This window comes from Streptomyces sp. NPDC058662, assembly GCF_042716255.1.
Lineage (GTDB): Bacteria > Actinomycetota > Actinomycetes > Streptomycetales > Streptomycetaceae > Streptomyces.
In genome coordinates, this window is the sequence record NZ_JBHXRU010000082.1 from 1 (window position 1) to 15167 (window position 15167).

The 15167-nt window shown below is 73.5% G+C and carries 16 protein-coding genes; 4 read left to right on the plus strand and 12 right to left on the minus strand.

Going from position 1 to position 15167, the window contains the following annotated elements; all coding sequences use genetic code 11:
- The 7 genes from ACFWUQ_RS24105 to ACFWUQ_RS24135 form a co-directional block, all read right to left on the minus strand.
- Positions 1-638, minus strand: a 638-nt coding sequence (locus tag ACFWUQ_RS24105; RefSeq protein WP_384541554.1) for a DEAD/DEAH box helicase, incomplete at its 3' end; no start/stop codon positions are given.
- A 373-nt stretch (positions 639-1011) separates the two neighbouring features.
- Positions 1012-1215 (minus strand): cold-shock protein, encoded by a 204-nt coding sequence (locus ACFWUQ_RS24110; protein WP_073917174.1) that lies wholly within the window; start codon positions 1213-1215, stop codon positions 1012-1014.
- A gap of 309 nt (positions 1216-1524) precedes the next feature.
- Positions 1525-1785: a MerR family transcriptional regulator gene (locus ACFWUQ_RS24115; RefSeq protein ID WP_384541628.1), complete on the minus strand. Its 261-nt coding sequence runs from the start codon at positions 1783-1785 to the stop codon at positions 1525-1527.
- Positions 1786-2064: 279 nt separating this feature from the next.
- Positions 2065-2805, minus strand: a complete 741-nt coding sequence (locus tag ACFWUQ_RS24120) for a PP2C family protein-serine/threonine phosphatase (RefSeq protein ID WP_384541630.1) — start codon at positions 2803-2805, stop codon at positions 2065-2067.
- Between the two features lie 118 nt (positions 2806-2923).
- Positions 2924-4309 carry a chloride channel protein gene (locus ACFWUQ_RS24125; RefSeq protein ID WP_384541558.1) on the minus strand — a complete coding sequence of 462 codons (1386 nt, stop codon included), beginning with the start codon at positions 4307-4309 and terminating at the stop codon, positions 2924-2926.
- Between the two features lie 70 nt (positions 4310-4379).
- On the minus strand, positions 4380-4934 hold the full coding sequence (locus tag ACFWUQ_RS24130) for a potassium channel family protein (protein WP_384541561.1): 555 nt from the start codon (positions 4932-4934) through the stop codon (positions 4380-4382).
- Positions 4935-5035: 101 nt separating this feature from the next.
- Positions 5036-6244 carry a DUF2254 family protein gene (locus ACFWUQ_RS24135; RefSeq protein WP_384541564.1) on the minus strand — a complete coding sequence of 403 codons (1209 nt, stop codon included), beginning with the start codon at positions 6242-6244 and terminating at the stop codon, positions 5036-5038.
- Positions 6245-6416: 172 nt separating this feature from the next.
- Here ACFWUQ_RS24135 and ACFWUQ_RS24140 point away from each other — a divergent pair, with 172 nt between their 5' ends.
- Positions 6417-7313, plus strand: a complete 897-nt coding sequence (locus ACFWUQ_RS24140; RefSeq protein WP_384541567.1) for a YhjD/YihY/BrkB family envelope integrity protein — start codon at positions 6417-6419, stop codon at positions 7311-7313.
- A gap of 45 nt (positions 7314-7358) precedes the next feature.
- On the opposite strand, the gene ACFWUQ_RS24145 is transcribed toward ACFWUQ_RS24140, so the two are convergent.
- Complete coding sequence (locus tag ACFWUQ_RS24145) at positions 7359-8795, minus strand: hypothetical protein (protein ID WP_384541570.1); 1437 nt, start codon at positions 8793-8795, stop codon at positions 7359-7361.
- Between the two features lie 197 nt (positions 8796-8992).
- Positions 8993-9901 (minus strand): GlxA family transcriptional regulator, encoded by a 909-nt coding sequence (locus ACFWUQ_RS24150; RefSeq protein WP_384541633.1) that lies wholly within the window; start codon positions 9899-9901, stop codon positions 8993-8995.
- A gap of 183 nt (positions 9902-10084) precedes the next feature.
- On the opposite strand from ACFWUQ_RS24150, the gene ACFWUQ_RS24155 reads away from it, so the two are divergent.
- The gene (locus ACFWUQ_RS24155) at positions 10085-10678 is read left to right on the plus strand and encodes an MBL fold metallo-hydrolase (protein ID WP_384541573.1); all 594 of its coding nucleotides are present in this window, start codon (positions 10085-10087) and stop codon (positions 10676-10678) included.
- 6 nt (positions 10679-10684) lie between these two features.
- Here ACFWUQ_RS24155 and ACFWUQ_RS24160 read toward each other — a convergent pair whose 3' ends face one another.
- On the minus strand, positions 10685-11320 hold the full coding sequence (locus tag ACFWUQ_RS24160) for a TetR/AcrR family transcriptional regulator (RefSeq protein ID WP_384541576.1): 636 nt from the start codon (positions 11318-11320) through the stop codon (positions 10685-10687).
- Positions 11321-11429: 109 nt separating this feature from the next.
- Here ACFWUQ_RS24160 and ACFWUQ_RS24165 point away from each other — a divergent pair, with 109 nt between their 5' ends.
- Positions 11430-12380, plus strand: a complete 951-nt coding sequence (locus ACFWUQ_RS24165) for an alpha/beta fold hydrolase (protein WP_384541579.1) — start codon at positions 11430-11432, stop codon at positions 12378-12380.
- Between the two features lie 118 nt (positions 12381-12498).
- Here ACFWUQ_RS24165 and ACFWUQ_RS24170 read toward each other — a convergent pair whose 3' ends face one another.
- Together ACFWUQ_RS24170 and ACFWUQ_RS24175 are read right to left on the minus strand one after the other, a co-directional pair.
- The gene (locus ACFWUQ_RS24170; protein WP_384541582.1) at positions 12499-13074 is read right to left on the minus strand and encodes a dihydrofolate reductase family protein; all 576 of its coding nucleotides are present in this window, start codon (positions 13072-13074) and stop codon (positions 12499-12501) included.
- A gap of 205 nt (positions 13075-13279) precedes the next feature.
- Positions 13280-13624, minus strand: a complete 345-nt coding sequence (locus tag ACFWUQ_RS24175; protein ID WP_384541585.1) for a MerR family transcriptional regulator — start codon at positions 13622-13624, stop codon at positions 13280-13282.
- 1056 nt (positions 13625-14680) lie between these two features.
- On the opposite strand from ACFWUQ_RS24175, the gene ACFWUQ_RS24180 reads away from it, so the two are divergent.
- The gene (locus tag ACFWUQ_RS24180) at positions 14681-15040 is read left to right on the plus strand and encodes a hypothetical protein (protein ID WP_384541587.1); all 360 of its coding nucleotides are present in this window, start codon (positions 14681-14683) and stop codon (positions 15038-15040) included.
- The last annotated feature ends 127 nt before the right edge of the window (positions 15041-15167 follow it).

The window sequence follows — 15167 nt, forward strand, 5'->3', positions numbered from 1 at the left end:
ACTTCCGCGCCGTTCCGCAGCGCGTTGGCCTGACGACCGATGGGCATACCGCCCACCACCGTCGCCAGGCGCAGCTTCACCGCGCGGGCGTACGGGGTCAGCGCGTCGGTGACCTGCTGGGCGAGCTCGCGGGTGGGGACGAGGACGAGGGCGAGCGGCTGGCGGGGCTCGGCGAGCTGTCCGGCGGTGCGGGCCAGCATGGCGAGGCCGAAGGCGAGGGTCTTGCCGGAGCCGGTGCGCCCGCGGCCGAGGACGTCACGGCCCGCGAGGGAGTTCGGCAGGGTGGCGCCCTGGATCGGGAACGGGACGGTCACGCCCTGGGTGCCGAGCGCGGCCAGGAGTCCGGCCGGCATGTCGAGGTCGGCGAAGGCCTCGACCGCGGGCAGCGCGGGGGTGATCGTCTTCGGCAGGGCGAACTCGCCCTGGATCGCGGCGGGCCGACGGCCGTAGCCGGACCGGCCGGAGCCGCCCGAGCGGCCGGCGGAGGAGCCGTAGCCGGAACCCGTGCCGGAGCTGCCGTAGCTGGAGCCGCCGTAGCCGGAGCCGGAGCGGCTGCTCCGGCCGTAGCCGCCGGAGCCGGCGGAGCCGCCGGTACGGGTGCGGGACGTGCGGTCGTTCGTACGGGTGGTGCGGTTCATGCGGAACCTTCCTCGATGCGGCACGTATCGAGGAATTCCCGTCGGCAACCGACAGGGCATTCCGAGAACGAGCCGAAGAAAAGACGGGCAGACGCGTGCCGGGCCGAAAGGGCCGGCCGGTCCGCCGTGGAGAGGTGTGCGTCGCGGCGCGCGCCGCGGAGCCGGAGAACGGCGGGCGGTACGCGGTCGGCGCGGGGGCGGGGCGGCGCCATGGAATCCAGGGCCGCCCGGCCGGACAGAGCGGGCCGGCGGTGGACGCCGTCACCCGCCGCTCACGCGGACCGTCGACACCGACGGGCGCGTGCGGGGGAAAAGCAACGAGCTGGGGCCCGCACCCCAAGGTGCGGGCCCCAGCTACGTAGACGCGTCAGCGTCAGGCGGGAACGATGTTCTCGGCCTGCGGGCCCTTCTGGCCCTGCGTGACGTCGAAGGTAACCTTCTGGCCTTCCTGAAGCTCACGGAAGCCGGAAGCGGCGATGTTCGAGTAGTGGGCGAACACGTCAGCGCCGCCACCCTCCTGCTCGATGAAGCCGAAGCCCTTTTCCGCGTTGAACCACTTCACGGTGCCAGATGCCATATGAATTCTCCTTTGGGGCTGTGCCCGGGTTCGCACTGTGCGCACCCGGCGTCGCCGTAATGATTGCCCCGTCCGGAAAATGCACCGGAAATAGCAAAGTGCGCCCGCCGAGAATCCGGTGAGAGCACTTGTAAGTTTTTGGGAACCACAACTGCAACGAGATCCACACTAGCACAGCGCGGCCGGACCGGCGTGGAGATTCGCCGCCCGGGGTGTCGGCCAGTGGAATCTCCCGGGGGCTCCGGCGGAATTCTGTCCTTGCAGTAACAGATATCCGTCATCGGAAGTCATATAAACGCTGCCGAGGCCTCAGGCGGAGCGCCGCCCGCGCATCTCCTCGTTCAGCCGCTGGGCCTCCTCCAGCTGGTCCTCCAGCGCGATGATCCGGCAGGCCGCCTCCAGCGGCGTGCCGCCGTCGACGAGCTCACGGGCGCGAGCGGCGACGCGCAACTGGTAGCGGGAGTACCGCCGGTGGCCGCCGGCGGAGCGGAGCGGGGTGATCAGACGGGCTTCGCCGACGGCCCGCAGGAAGGCGGGCGTGGTGCCGAGCATTTCGGCGGCCCTGCCCATCGTGTAGGCGGGGTAGTCGTCGTCGTCGAGGCTGCCGGCGAGCGGGGACTTCTCAGGGGTCACGAGGAGACGCTAACCCGAGGGGGAGACCATGTCTACTCCAGCCATGACAGATATTCTCCTCGATAAGGCCTCGAAGTTCTGTTCCAGCCGCGGTCCTGCGTCGCCCCGCAGTACTCCTTTCGGCCCTGAGTCAGGCCGGAACCATTCCCCCCGGCGTATTCCCCGGCGGAATTCGACGCGCCCGGTCCGATGCGCCTCCGAGGCCCCCTGGGGCGTCTAAGCGCTCACCCGCACGAGCGCGAGGGTGATGTTGTCGGGCCCCCCGGCCTGGATGGCGGCCTTCCACAGTTCGTACGCGGCCCGGCCGTCGTCGTACTCCCGCAGCAGGGCCTCGATCACCTCGTCGGGCACGGGGTCGGTCAGCCCGTCGCTGCACACGAGGTAGCGGTCGTCCCCGATCAGCGGCCGGGCCGACAGGTGGGGGGTGACGGCCTTGTACGAGCGGCTGCCGCCGAGGGTCTGCGTGACGGCCGACGTGGTGCGCCGGCCGGGCTCCGGCAGGGGGCTGTCGTCCACGCTCACCTGGCGCAGTCCCTCCTTGGGCGCGTGGAAGACCTTGCTGTCGCCCACGTTGAACGCCACCAGCGAGTTCCCGCGGACGAGGGCGCCGGCGACCGTGGTCCCCATGCCGGTCAGCTCCGGACGCCCGGCGGAGGCCGAGTACACCGCCTCGTTGCAGCGGTCCAGGGCCTCCCCGAGCGCGGCCTCGCCGTCGAGGGAGGGCCCGAGGGCGGAGAGCCGACGGACCACCAGCTCGCTGGCCACCTCGCCGGCGGGGTGGCCGCCGAGCCCGTCGGCGACGGCGACGAGGAGCGGCCTGCCGAGGGGGAACAGGAGCGTCTGGGGGCTGAGGGTCACGGTGCCGCACAGCGTCCACGGTCCGATGACCAGGCTGTCCTCGTTGCGCTCGCGGACCAGCCCGATGTGGCTCAGTGCGGTCACCGCTATGTACGCCACCACGCCGTCCCGCCTCTCACCAGGGGGTGCGCGCTCCGTGTCCCGCTCCCCATTGTCGCGCGGTCCGGGCCGTCCGCCCGGGGGCGCGGCGGGCGGGGCGCGGGGCGCGGACGAGCGCCTACCCGGGATCCCCCGCCCGCGCGGCGGGCGCGGCCGGCGCGGCCGGTACCGCCGGTTTCGCGGGCCACTCGGGCAGCAGCTCGGAGACCACGAACGCGACCACCACCGCGATGATCACGACGGGGATCATCGCGGAGGTCCCCAGCACCAGGACGACGAGCACCACGCTGCTCACCGGCAGCCGCAGCGCCGTGACGGCGGCGGCCGCCATGCCCGCCGCCATCGCGGGAACGACGCCCAGGCCCGGCAGCGGCGCCAGCACGAGGCCCGCCGCGGCGCCCAGGCACAGCGCCGGGAACACCGGGCCGCCCCGCAGGGCGGCGAGGCACAGCGTGTACGCGACGCCCTTGAACAGGACGAGCGCGATCAGCGCGCCGATGCCCCAGGCCTCGGGACGGGACGCGAGGTCGGCCAGCGTGGCCTGACCCGACAGGGCGACGTTCGCGGTGGACCGGCCGGTGGTCAGCGCGTACAGCACGCAGCAGATCGCGGCCCCCAGCGCGCACAGGACGGTCCGGCCCAGCGGGCGGCGCGCCACGTGCGCGGCGATCGCGCGGGCCGCCGCGAGGAAGGGGTGCATGCAGAGGGCGACCGCCGCGGCGACCACCAGCGTCCAGCCCACGTCGGGGGCGTCCAGGCGGGGGAGGGGCTGGTCGAAGGGGACGGAGAGGCTGCCGGTGCCCAGCCCGGTCCAGTGGCCGAGGCCGGTGAACACCAGGGAGCCGATCCCGCTGGCGAGCAGGGCGGGGAGCACGACGGCGAACAGCCGCGGTCCGCCCACCCCCGCCACCTCGATGAGGAGCACCGCGGCGATCAGCGGGTTGCCGAAGATGGCGGAGATGGCGGCGGCCGATCCCGCCGCTCCCAGCAGCGCGGCGGTGTGAGGCGTCGCGGGCATCCGCGCGAGGTTGCGGAACACCAGGGCCAGGCAGCCGCCCAGGGCGATCAGGGGGCCCTCCGGGCCCAGGACGGCGCCGAGCGGCAGAGCGACCAGGGCAGCGAGCAGGACTCCGGGCAGCGCGTTCGCCGAGAAGCCCCCGACGGAGACGCCGCCGGCGGGTACGTGGCCGCCCTTGCCGGGCAGGTGGGTGACGATCAGGCCGACCAGGGTGCCGGCGACGAGGAGCAGGGGGAGCGGCCACCACCAGGGCGGGGTGTCCCGGCCGAGGGCCTCGGGGAGGTCCGTCCACAGCGCGTGCTCCAACTGGTGGAGTGCGACGAGGAACCAGAAGGCGGCGAGGGACACCGGGATGCCCACGAGGGCGGAGAGGCCCAGCGAGGTGAGGTAGCCGGGGCTGCGGACCATGTGCCGCAGGAGCTCCGGCTCCTGCGGAGTCACCCTCTCGGCGGATGGTTCGGACGGCGACGACTGCGACTGCGCCATGGCTCACTTCCTTTCCGCTTCCTCGATGATCCGCCCGGGCGGCGATCTCCGCCGCCGGAGCCGCCGCGGCTCAGGGACCGCCGTCCGGGTCCGCGGGCGCCTCCCCCCGCCTGCGCAGCCCGACCCGGACCGCGCCGAAGAGGACCTTGGCGACCACTCCCACCACGATCAGGTCGGCGATCATCTGCCCCGTGGTCAGCGCGCGGGCGGCCTGGGTGGTGGCCGCGATGTCCCCGAAGCCGACGGTCGCGAACACCGTCACCGTGAAGTACAGCGAGTCCGTCCGGCTCAGCGGCTCCGTGAAGGACTCCGGCAGCTGCGCGGAGAGCAGGAAGTACGCCGAGGCGAACAGCACCAGGAACAGCGGTACGGCGGTGGCCAGCGCCTCCATGGCGCGCAGCCGCGGGTGCCGGGAGTTGGCGATGCGGGAGACCTGCCAGGCGACCAGCCCGCCGAAGAGCAGCAGGCCGAGCGCCAGGCACAGGAGGGTGAGGGCGCCGAAGCCGCTGTCCAGGGGGGCCACGTAGAAGAGCGCGGTGAGTACCGCGGCCGAGGCCGCGGAGCGCAGCGCATGGCCGACCGGCACCAGGAGGCGGCGGCGGCGCGGCGCCGCGTTGCGGGGCATGGCTCCAGGAGACCGGCCCCGCTCCTGTTCCGCGACCCGAGCGGGCGCCGGGTGTCCGCGGCGGGCGGCCGGGCGCCGGTCGGCGGGGGAGCGGCGGACGGTCAGCCGGCGGTGTAGGGCGTCCAGGTGAGCGGATAGGTGTCGCCGCCCGTGCGCTCCACCCACTGGAGCCGTTCCCGGACGACGGGGCGGCGGTCCTCGGGGGCCCGTTCGAGGAGGCCGGCCAGGAGGTCCCGCAGCCGGCGCAGCGCCATCGGCGAGCCGGCGGCCGCGACGGCGAGGTCGTCGACGGTCGTGCGCACGTACCGGTCCCAGTCCGGGACGGGGAGGGTCACCCGCAGCCGGCCGGTCCCGTCGGCGAAACGGCCGATGTCCAGGTCCCGGCCGGCGAGGCGCGTCAGCAGGTCCTCCAGGCGGTCCAGGCTCTCCACCGCGGTCGCCGGGTCGTTGACGGCCGCGGACAGGGCGCGCAGCGCGATGTCGACGAGCAGCCGGAACGGCAGCTCGGGATCCTGGTCGAAGGTGCGCTCGACGCCGGTGACCAGGGCCCGGTGCAGGACCCGGTCGGGGAGCGCGCCGCCCGTCACACCGGCCAGGGCCGTGCCGTGGGTGAGGGTGCGCCCGGGGGCGGCGCGGAAGGCGATCGCGCAGTCCCGGGCGGTGGCCGCCCGGACCAGCGTGGCCACGTCGACCTGCTGGAGCACGGCGGCCGGCCCCGACCAGTGGACGGCGGTGGCGGCCCCGGCGGGGCTCCGGCCGGCGTCCGCGGCGGCCGGGGCGGGGGACCGGCCCGGCTCGTACGGCCGCTCGTACAGGGCGTCGAACAGGGCGTGCGCGCCGGTGGCGATCGCGGTCAGCGAGTGCCCGAGCTGGATCGACACGAACGCCTTCGTCTGCAGCGTCCTCATGAACGCGAGGGCGATCAGGGCGAGCAGCATGGCCACGCACGGGACGGCCACCGACACCTCCTCGCGGGCGCCGATGGCCAGTCCCGCGCTGACGCAGAAGACGAACACGCCGAGGGTGAAGGCGAAGGCGCGCCAGACGATGGGCTCCTCGCGGAAGAGGCCGAGGCGGGGGGTGAAGGAGGTGGCGGAGAACTGCACGACGAGGAACAGCATCGAGTAGATGATGCTCACCAGGCTGATCACGCCGAAGCCGATGGTGAACAGCAGGCTCGCCACCCGCCCGGCCTCCACCTGCGGCCCCGCGGAGAGGGAGGGGGCCAGCAGTCCCAGCACCAGTCCGAGGACGGAGCACAGGAGCTGGGCCAGGTCCCGGCGCATCGCGCGCGTCGGCTGGTGGAACATTGCGCCTCCCTCACGAACGGCTCCGGTCCGGGTGCGCAGGGCGCGGGCCCGCGGAGCGATGCAATCACGGGAGTGACGGGACCGGGCGGCGAAATGCCGGGTATGAGTCATTTCGCATTCCGCGTGGAAGGGTGGCCACCGACGTCGGAAACCGCCCCCGTGAGGAGTGCACGTGCCCGAACCGGAGGCCGGGACGCCGCGCCGGATCACCGTCCCCCGCTGGATGCGCAGGTACACCCCGCTGTTGGGCCGGGTGCTCGAACAGCTCGCCTCCGTCAAGGTCCTGGACTGCGCGTTCCGCCTGGCCGCCCAGGCCTTCCTCGGCGCGGTCCCGGCTCTCTTCGTCCTCGCCGCCCTCGCTCCCGACTGGCTCCAGGAGCAGCTCGTCCATTCCCTCCGTACGACGCTGGGGCTCCAGAACGCGGCTCTGGACCAGGTGCGGTCCGTGTACTCCGCCACCGACGCGACGGCCACCGTCAGTACCGGCGGAGTGGGGATCGTCGTGACCCTGCTGTCGGCGACCGCGTGCAGCCGGGCCCTGCAGATGACCTGCGAGCGCTCCTGGCACCTGCCCAAGGCCGGAGCCCGGCTCGCGGCCTGGCGCTGGCTGGCCTGGATCTGCGTCTGGCTGACCGCGTTGCTGTTCCAGGGGCCGGTGCAGACCGCGTTCGGCGCCGGCCGGCTCGGCGGCTTCCTGCTCGCCGTGGTCAGCGGCACGCTCCTGTGGTGGTGGACCCAGCACCTGCTGCTCGGCGGCCGGATCGCGTGGCTGCCGCTGCTGCCGGGCGCGCTGCTGGCGGGGGTGGGCGAGCAGGTGCTGACGCTGGGGTCGCGTATCTACATGCCCGGCGCCGTGGAGCGCAGCATGCGCGAGTTCGGCGGCCTGGGGTCGGTCTTCGTGCTGATGTCCTGGCTGGTCGCGCTGTTCGTCGTCATCGCGGTCGCCATCGCCGTCGGTTACGTGGCCGCCCGCGAGCCCCCGCTCGCGCGCCGGCTCGGTACTCCGCCCGGCGCCGCGGCGGCGGGGGGTACGGCGGGAGGGGGCACAGGGGGAGGGGCGCCGGCCTGAGGGGCCGGGGGCCGCAGGCCGTTGCGGCGCGGGTCCGGGCGGCTGTCAGGGGCCGGGGCGTCCCGGCCGGTCCGCGGCGCCGTCATCCCTGGGCCAGTCCCCCTCGGGGCCGTCACCGCCGGGCGCGTCGCCCCTGAATCCGTCGCTCCGGGGGCCGGTGCCCTTCGGTCCGGCGCCCACCGGTCCGGCGCCCACCGGTCCGGTGCCGACTGGCCCGGTACCCACCGGTCCGGTGCCCACGCGCCCGCCGGCCGCCAGCAGTGCGATGACGGCGAGCACCGCCAGCAGGATCAGTACCAGCAGCAGCACGGTCAGCACCGTCGGGTGGTTCCACAGGGCGAACCCGAGCGCGAGGAGGACCACCGCTCCCGCCGTGAGCGCCCGCCGGTGGGCCTCCACCCAGGTACCGGCCCGCCCGGTGCGGACGCCGTGGGCGGCGGACCGGCGGGCCGCGGAGTCGGCGGCGCGCTCCGCCGCACCGCGCACACCGCGCGGCAGCCGGCCGGCGCCGGACAGGTAGGCGCCGAGCGCCACCACGACGCCGAGGACCAGCGCGGTGCGGACGCTGACCCGCAGGAAGCGCACCAGGGTGTCGAAGACGGCCGCCGCGGCCGCCGGGGACTGCACCTGGGTAGGGAGGTGGTCGAGGTAGTAGCGGCGGGCCAGGACCAGTCCGAGGGCCAGCAGCAGGCAGGCGGCGGCGGCGCAGAGCGCCGTGGTCACCAGGGCCCGGCGCCGGCGCCGGGCGAGCAGCACCCCGGCCGCTCCGAGCACCACCGTGAGGACGGGCAGCCAGTTGCCGACGGCGTCGAGGAGCCGGACCCCGCCTCGGATCTTCCCCAGCGCGTCGGACTGGAAGAGCACCATCTGCTTGTCGACCTCGGGGATCTTCGCGGCCGGGGCGATGCCGGCGTCCACCAGCTCCTCCTTGACCCGCTCCACGGCGGTGCCGACATCGAGGGTGACGGTGCCCCCGCCGACCCCGACCGCGCCGCGGCCCTCGCCGGTCAGCGCGTGCACCACGGCGGTGTGGGCGGCGCGGTTGGCGCCGGTCCAGACGGCCTCGAAGCGGTCGCTCTCGACGAAGCGGGTCGCGACCGCCGAGACCGCCCGGTCGGCGGCGGAGTCCAGCTGGGGACCCAGCGCCTTCACCGCCGTACCGACGCGCGGCGGCAGGCCCTGGCTTTCGAGCCACGCCGCCAGGTCCGCCGTGACCCGGGCGCCGTCGACCCGTACGTCGGCCGCTTCGGCGATCCGGCGTACGGCGGCCTGCTCGATCGCCGGCTCGGAGGCGAGCGGGGAGACCGTGGACACGTACCGGTCGGTGTCCAGGACGATGTCGTGCACCCAGACCGTGATCAGGGAGAGCGGTACGAGGAGGCACGTCAGCGTGATCAGCACCGCGGACACGGCGCTGCGCGCGACGCGTCCGGCCCGCCCCGGGGCGGGAGCGGGGGGCGGCGGCTCGGAAGGCGTGTTCATGGTGCTCCCGGGATGCGCTGGGTGGTGGGGCCTCCCGGCCATTGGATACGCGCCGCCGAGGGGCCGCACGCCCTGTTGGGCTACCCGGGCGCGCCGCCGCGCCGGGGGGCGCGGCCGGCCACCGGTCCGGTACGCGCGGCCGACGGCCGGTCCGGTGACCGGGCCGCCCGCCGCCGCCCGTCCGGCCGCGGCGGCGGTTACGGCACCCGGCTGAACGAGCGCCGGTACGAGCGCGGCGGGACCCCCCGGCGGCGTACGAACTGGGCCCGCAGGACGGCCGCGCTCCCGTAGCCGACCCGCCGCGCGACCTCCTCGACCGGCAGGTCGGTGGTCTCCAGGAGCTCCTCGGCGCGACTGAGGCGCAGGCCGAGCAGCCAGGCGTGCGGGGTGGTGCCGGTGGCGGCGCCGAACCGGCGGGCGAAGGAGCGCCTGCTCATCAGCGCCCGCCGGGCCAACTCCGCGACGGGCAGCGGCTCGTGGAGGTTCTTCCCGGCCCAGGCGAGCACCTCGGCGAGCTTCTCGTCGCGGCAGTCCTCGGGGACGGGGGTGGTCAGGTACTGGGCCTGGCCGCCGTCGCGGTGGGAGGGCAGGACCAGGTCGCGCGCGATGGCGTTGGCCGCGGCCGCGCCGTACTCCCGGCGCAGCAGGTGCAGGCACAGGTCGAAGCCGGCGGCGGCGCCCGCGCCGGTGATGACGCTGCCCTCGTCGATGTAGAGGGCGTCGGGCTCGACGGTGACATCCGGGTGGCGGTCGGCGAGCAGGGCGGCGAACCGCCAGTGGGTGGTGGCCCGGCGGCCGTCGAGCAGCCCGGCCGCGGCGAGCGCGAAGGCGCCGACGCAGTGCGCCGCGACCAGGGCGCCGCGCTCGTGCGCGGCGGTCAGGGCGTCGAGCACGGGAGGCTCGGGCGGCGTACGGAAGTCCGCCCAGGGCAGGGCGATCACCAGGTCGGCGGCGGCCAGCCGGTCCAGGCCGTGCCCGACCACGAGGGGGAGTCCGACGTCGGTGCGGACCTCGCCCGGGCGGTCGGTGCACAGGGCGAAATCGAAACCGGGCAGGTCCTGGCCGCGGCTGTCGAACACCTCGGAGACGATGCCGGCGCCGAGCATCCCCACCCCGGGAGGGGCGTAGGCGGCGACGGTCACGAACGGCTGCGGTGGCGGCGACGCATGCGGCTGCGGCTGTGGCTGCGGCTGTGGCGGTGGCGGCATGCGCGGAGTGTGGCACGATTCCCGCGATGGGTGGCAGCACGGCCACTCGTCCCGTCCGCGCTGCCGCACGAGAGTGGGGGCATGACAGACGCCCCGCTCGGCCGCAGCGCCGTGTACACGATCCTGACCACCGGATACACCCTCTCCACCGGCCCCGGCGTCGCCGCCACGGTCTCGTACGTCTCCGACGGCGAGCACCACGTGATCGTGGATCCGGGCATGGTGGCCGGCCGGGACCGGATCCTGGGCCCGCTCGCCGAACTGGGCCTCGGCCCCGAGGACATCACCGACGTGGTGCTGAGCCACCACCACCCGGACAACACCATGAACGTCGGGCTCTTCGGCCGGGCCCGGGTCCACGACCACCACGCCGTGTACCGGGACGACCAGTGGACCGACCGGGACGCCGAGGGCCATGAACTCACCCCGTCCCTGCGCCTGATCCGCACCCCGGGGCACAGCCCGCAGGACATCACCCTGCTGGCCGGCACCGGTGCCGGTGTCGTGGCCTTCGCGGGCGACCTGTGGTGGCGGCCCGACGGCCCGGTGGCGGACCCGGTGGCACCGGACCACGACGTACTGCTCGCCTCGCGGCTGCGGGTACTGGCCGCCGCGGACGTGATCGTGCCCGGCCACGGCCCGGCCTTCCCGGCCGACGCCTCCGCACCGCGCTGACGGGTCTCACCCGGAGGTCGAGGGCGGGCGGCGGTCGGTCGCGGGCGTGAAGATGCGGTCCAGGTGGTGGTGCAGCACGGCGACGGCCGACTCCGGCCCCCGCTGGCCCACGAGGATGCTCGTACCCATGGTCGCCGCCATGGCGAGCAGGCTGACCGCCTCCGTGCGCGCGTCGACGCCGGGATCCGCCAGACCGGAGGCCTGGGCCCCCTCGATCAGGCCGGTCACGGCGTTTTCGGCGGCGTCGGGGTTGTCGATGAACGGCTGGGCGGCCAGCGCCTCGTCGGTCACGGACAGGATCGAGTAGGAGGTGTAGAGGAGGTGGAAGGTGCGGCTCTCCTCGTCGGTGGGCAAGGAGGCCAGCAGCAGCGCCTCGATGGTGGCCCGCGGCCCGGGAACCGGACCGGCGGCGGCGAGGCGGGCGCCGACGCGCGCCGTGAAGCGGTCGGTCAGGTGCTGGAGGCCGTAGAAGAGCAGCTTCTCCTTGGTCTGGAAGTAGTACTGGACCAGGCGCAGCGACACCCCCGCCTCGGCCGCGACGTCGCGCATCCCGACCGCGTGCAGTCCGCGCCGTCCGGCGACGCGGATGAGCGCCTCGGCGATCTGGGTGCGGCGTTCCTCGTGGTCCACGCGCTTGGGCATCCGCGATGTCTCCGGCTGTTCGGGGGTGGGGTGGGGGGCTTCATGGTACCGCCGTATCAACATCATGGTACGGTCGTATCACGAAGAACGACTCCTCCGGAGGTGGCCCGTGCCCGAGAACAAGCCCCGCGCCCGACGCGACGTGGGTCGCTACGTCAACGAGACGCTGCGAGAGCGCTACTTCGCCGCCTGCGACGTGCTCTACGCGATGGGCGCCCCCCTCCGCTCCGAGACGGACGTCGAGACGAGCTTCGGCACCACGCACGTCTACCGGTACGGCCCCGCCGACCCCGCCGCCGAGGACCGCACCCCCGTCGTGCTGATCCACGGTTCCGGCGGCTGCTCCGCGCAGTGGTACCCCAACACCCGCGCGCTCAGCGCCGATCGGCCCGTCTACGCCCTCGACACCCCGGGCGACCCCGGACGCAGCGTGCAGCGCGAGCCGATGTGGCAGCCCGAGCGCGCGGCGCAGTGGATGGACGAAGCCCTCGACGCGCTCGGCCTCGACCGGGTGCACCTCGTCGGCTCCTCCTACGGCGGCTGGCTCGTCATCAACCAGGCGCACCTGCGCCCCGGCCGGCTCGCCTCCGTCACCGCCCTCGACCCGGGCGGTCTGGAGAAGGTGGGCCTGCGCTTTTTCGTGTGGATCTTCGCCAGCCTCTTCGCGACGTTCGCCCCCAAGGCGCTGCGCCCGCGGCTCGCCTCCTGGTTGGAGCAGCCCGTGCTCGTCGTCCCCGAGCTCCGTGCCTGGATCCAGGCGGGCGTCCGCGCTTTCCGGATCCGCCGCCCGGCCCCGCTGCCTCTGTCCGACGCCGAACTGGGCTCCATCCGGACCCCGTTCTACCTGATCATGGGCAAGCGGAGTCTGCTCGTACACCCGCGGCGGCAGCTGGAGCGCGTACCGCGACTGGTCCCCGGGGCCCGCGCCGAGATCATCGCCGCGACCGGCCACGGACCCCAACTCGACCACCCGGACCTGGTCAACGCCCGGATGCGGAGCTTCATGGACGACGTCGACTCCCCCGCCCCCAGCCCGCGCCGCGCCGCCGCGGACGCCTGACGTACGGGCCCGGGCCGCTGCCCCGCGTCGGCTCGGGGCGGTCGCGGGGGCGGCCCGGCTCTCGCGGACGCGGCGCGGGGGCCGGGACCGGGGCGCGGCGGGTGCCGGGCTCGGAGGCTCAGGCGGCCGGCGCCTTGGTGAAGGTGGAGATGGTCAGGCCCGAGTCGAAGGCGCGCGTCCCGGCCGGGACGAAGTTCGTCGGCACGAAGGGCCCGTCGAACAGGGGGATACCGCCGCCGAGGACGATGGAGTGCCGCTTGATGATCAGCTCGTCGATCTCGTCGAGCAGGGCGGACGCCAGCTTCCCGCCGCCGCACAGCCAGATGTCCATGCCGTCCTGCTGCTTCAGCTCGCGCACGAGGGCGACGGGATCGCTGACGACGGTCACCGCCGGATCGGGGCTGACGAGCGTGCGGGAGACGACGTACTGCCGCAGGTGCGCGTACGGGCTGGTGAGCCCCGCCTTCAGGCCGGGGTCATACGTCGCGCGGCCCATGATCACCGTGTCGAAGCGCTGGGCGGCCCTGTCGGCGACGCCGAACGGCTCGCGGGCGGGCGTGGGCATGGTCTCGGGGAAGTCCGCCAGGATCGCGGCGGCTTCCTCGCCCTCGAAGGGGAGGAAGTCGTACTGGCCCTCGGGGCCGGCGATGTAGCCGTCGAGGGTGACGGCGATGTAGTAGGTGAGCTTGCGCACGGGCGGCTCGCTTTCCTCGGGAGGGGAATGGCCGGCGAAGGTGATTCCGGCTCAGATCCGCGATTCTGCGGGACGCGGGGGGTCTTGCCGCAAGCCCCCCACCGCGCTATATCTTGATCATGGAAAGAGCGGGATCCCCCTCTCTCCCCCTCCTCTGTCCCAGCGGACCCGCACCGGCCCGCCGACCACGACAGGCACGCGGACCTCAGGCAGAGGACGCTACGGCGGCAGCGGACGACTCGGCGGCGCGGCGGTACTCGGTGTTGATGCGCTGGGCCTCTTCGAGCTGGTCTTCGAGGATGACGATGCGGCAGGCGGCCTCGATGGGGGTGCCCTGGTCGACGAGTTCGCGGGCGCGGGCGGCGATGCGCAGCTGGTAGCGGGAGTAGCGGCGGTGGCCGCCGGCGGAGCGCAGCGGGGTGATCAGGCGGGCTTCGCCGATGGCGCGCAGGAAGCCCTGGGTGGTGCCGAGCATCTCGGCGGCCCGGCCCATCGTGTAGGCGGGGTAGTCGTCGTCGTCGAGACGGCCGAACGAGTCGTCCGCTGTCATCGCACCTCTCTCATGGGAACGCATGGAGGGGCCCTGGTGCCGTACGGCACCAGGGCCCCGAAGGAACTACTACACCATCTGTCGGCCCTGGTAATGCGCCGACCCTGTGTTTCCGCCGACCCGACCGTGCTGCTGCCGGGGGTGCGGGGATCGCGGTTGCTTGACCGGAGACCACCTCACTATCGATGTCCTGCGGTACCCGGGCTCAGACTTCCGCCCGGGCGATCCTGATGGCGCTCGGCTCCTCCGTTCTTTCCCTCAGTGATCAACTACTGGTGAAACGGGTACTGCGAACTGCTGGTGATGCGAACTGCCGATACTGCTTACTGCGGGTAATGCGTACTGCTGGATACTGCGAACTGCGGGTGATGCTGGTACTGCTCCACTGCGTACTGCTGGTGATACGGATACTGCGGCACTGCGGTACTGCTCGTGGCCTGTGAAAGCGCCACGCTCTCCGGCAGCCAGCCCCGTCGCCCATCCTGCGTCTGCTCTGGCTTAGAACCCCACTGCCGAACTTCCCGGTGCGCGCGTCCGCAGCCGACGCCTTCACCGAGGTGCTGCTCACTGACTTCACTGCTGAGTCCTGCGAACCGCGGTACCACTGACGGCGGCCCCTGATCACTGCGGGCCACCCGGTCCGGTCGTCAGTCCCGTCGCCGTCCTTCACACACCTGGCTTCGACACTCCACCACCGCACCGTCCTACGCACTGCAACTACCGGTACTGCGGGTACTACTGGTACTGCTCGCCCGGCAGTTCATCTCTGCCGGGCCCTGCTGTCTCTCTGGGCTACGAGAGAAACCATAGCCAGGCCGCCGCGCAATGTCTACTCCAGCCGCCATAGATTTTCAGGCGTGCCGAACGGAGCTAGACCGTCGTGGTCGGCGTGGGGATACAGAGCGGTTCCTTCGCGGGCCAGCCGCTCGGGCGCACGGTTCCCGCCGAACGGCGTGCCGTCCGCGCGCCCACCCGTACGGGCCATGACCGTCCTGCCGTGCCCGGAGGCACGGCCGCTGGAGCGGGCGCGACGGCCGGTGAATAGAATCCGTTCCCATGTCGAAGCCTGACGAGCTGCTCGTTGACGTCGCCACCATGGTGGAGTCCGGACAGAGCAATCAGATGTCCCTGACCGTGGTCGTCGGCGGTGCTGTCATCACCGGCCGGCTTGCTCCCGAAGCCGTGTGGAGGCAGCGGGTGTCGGAGGTGCTGACGGACTCGGCCCGCCTGGGTGAGTTCGCCGCCATCTTCACCGCCGCCACCCGCGCGGAGGGGCCGCCCACCCATCTGCACTTCCATGTGGCCCGCATCCTCCAGGGCACGGTGGGGATCCCTGAGACGGGTGGGATGTACCGCGTCTCGATCGCGGAGGTCAGCGCCTGGACGATGGGCGACTTCAGCTACTCCGATCACTGATCCCCTGATCCACCCGCCGCGTAGAAACCCATGAGGACGCGAGAGGGGCCCGCCCGCCCCGGGCCGGCGGGGGCGGGGCAAAAAACAATAAGCCCGAACGGGGTGGGGCCCGCCCCGCCCCCCGCGC

Coding starts and splice junctions, on each gene's coding strand:
- ACFWUQ_RS24110 (WP_073917174.1), bottom strand. CDS start 1,215: ATGGCATCTGGCACCGTGAAGTGGTTCAACGCGGAAAAGGGCTTCGGC.
- ACFWUQ_RS24115 (WP_384541628.1), bottom strand. CDS start 1,785: ATGGGCAGGGCCGCCGAAATGCTCGGCACCACGCCCGCCTTCCTGCGG.
- ACFWUQ_RS24125 (WP_384541558.1), bottom strand. CDS start 4,309: ATGGCGCAGTCGCAGTCGTCGCCGTCCGAACCATCCGCCGAGAGGGTG.
- ACFWUQ_RS24130 (WP_384541561.1), bottom strand. CDS start 4,934: ATGCCCCGCAACGCGGCGCCGCGCCGCCGCCGCCTCCTGGTGCCGGTC.
- ACFWUQ_RS24135 (WP_384541564.1), bottom strand. CDS start 6,244: ATGTTCCACCAGCCGACGCGCGCGATGCGCCGGGACCTGGCCCAGCTC.
- ACFWUQ_RS24145 (WP_384541570.1), bottom strand. CDS start 8,795: ATGAACACGCCTTCCGAGCCGCCGCCCCCCGCTCCCGCCCCGGGGCGG.
- ACFWUQ_RS24150 (WP_384541633.1), bottom strand. CDS start 9,901: ATGCTCGGCGCCGGCATCGTCTCCGAGGTGTTCGACAGCCGCGGCCAG.
- ACFWUQ_RS24155 (WP_384541573.1), top strand. CDS start 10,085: ATGACAGACGCCCCGCTCGGCCGCAGCGCCGTGTACACGATCCTGACC.
- ACFWUQ_RS24160 (WP_384541576.1), bottom strand. CDS start 11,320: ATGCCCAAGCGCGTGGACCACGAGGAACGCCGCACCCAGATCGCCGAG.
- ACFWUQ_RS24175 (WP_384541585.1), bottom strand. CDS start 13,624: ATGACAGCGGACGACTCGTTCGGCCGTCTCGACGACGACGACTACCCC.
- ACFWUQ_RS24180 (WP_384541587.1), top strand. CDS start 14,681: ATGTCGAAGCCTGACGAGCTGCTCGTTGACGTCGCCACCATGGTGGAG.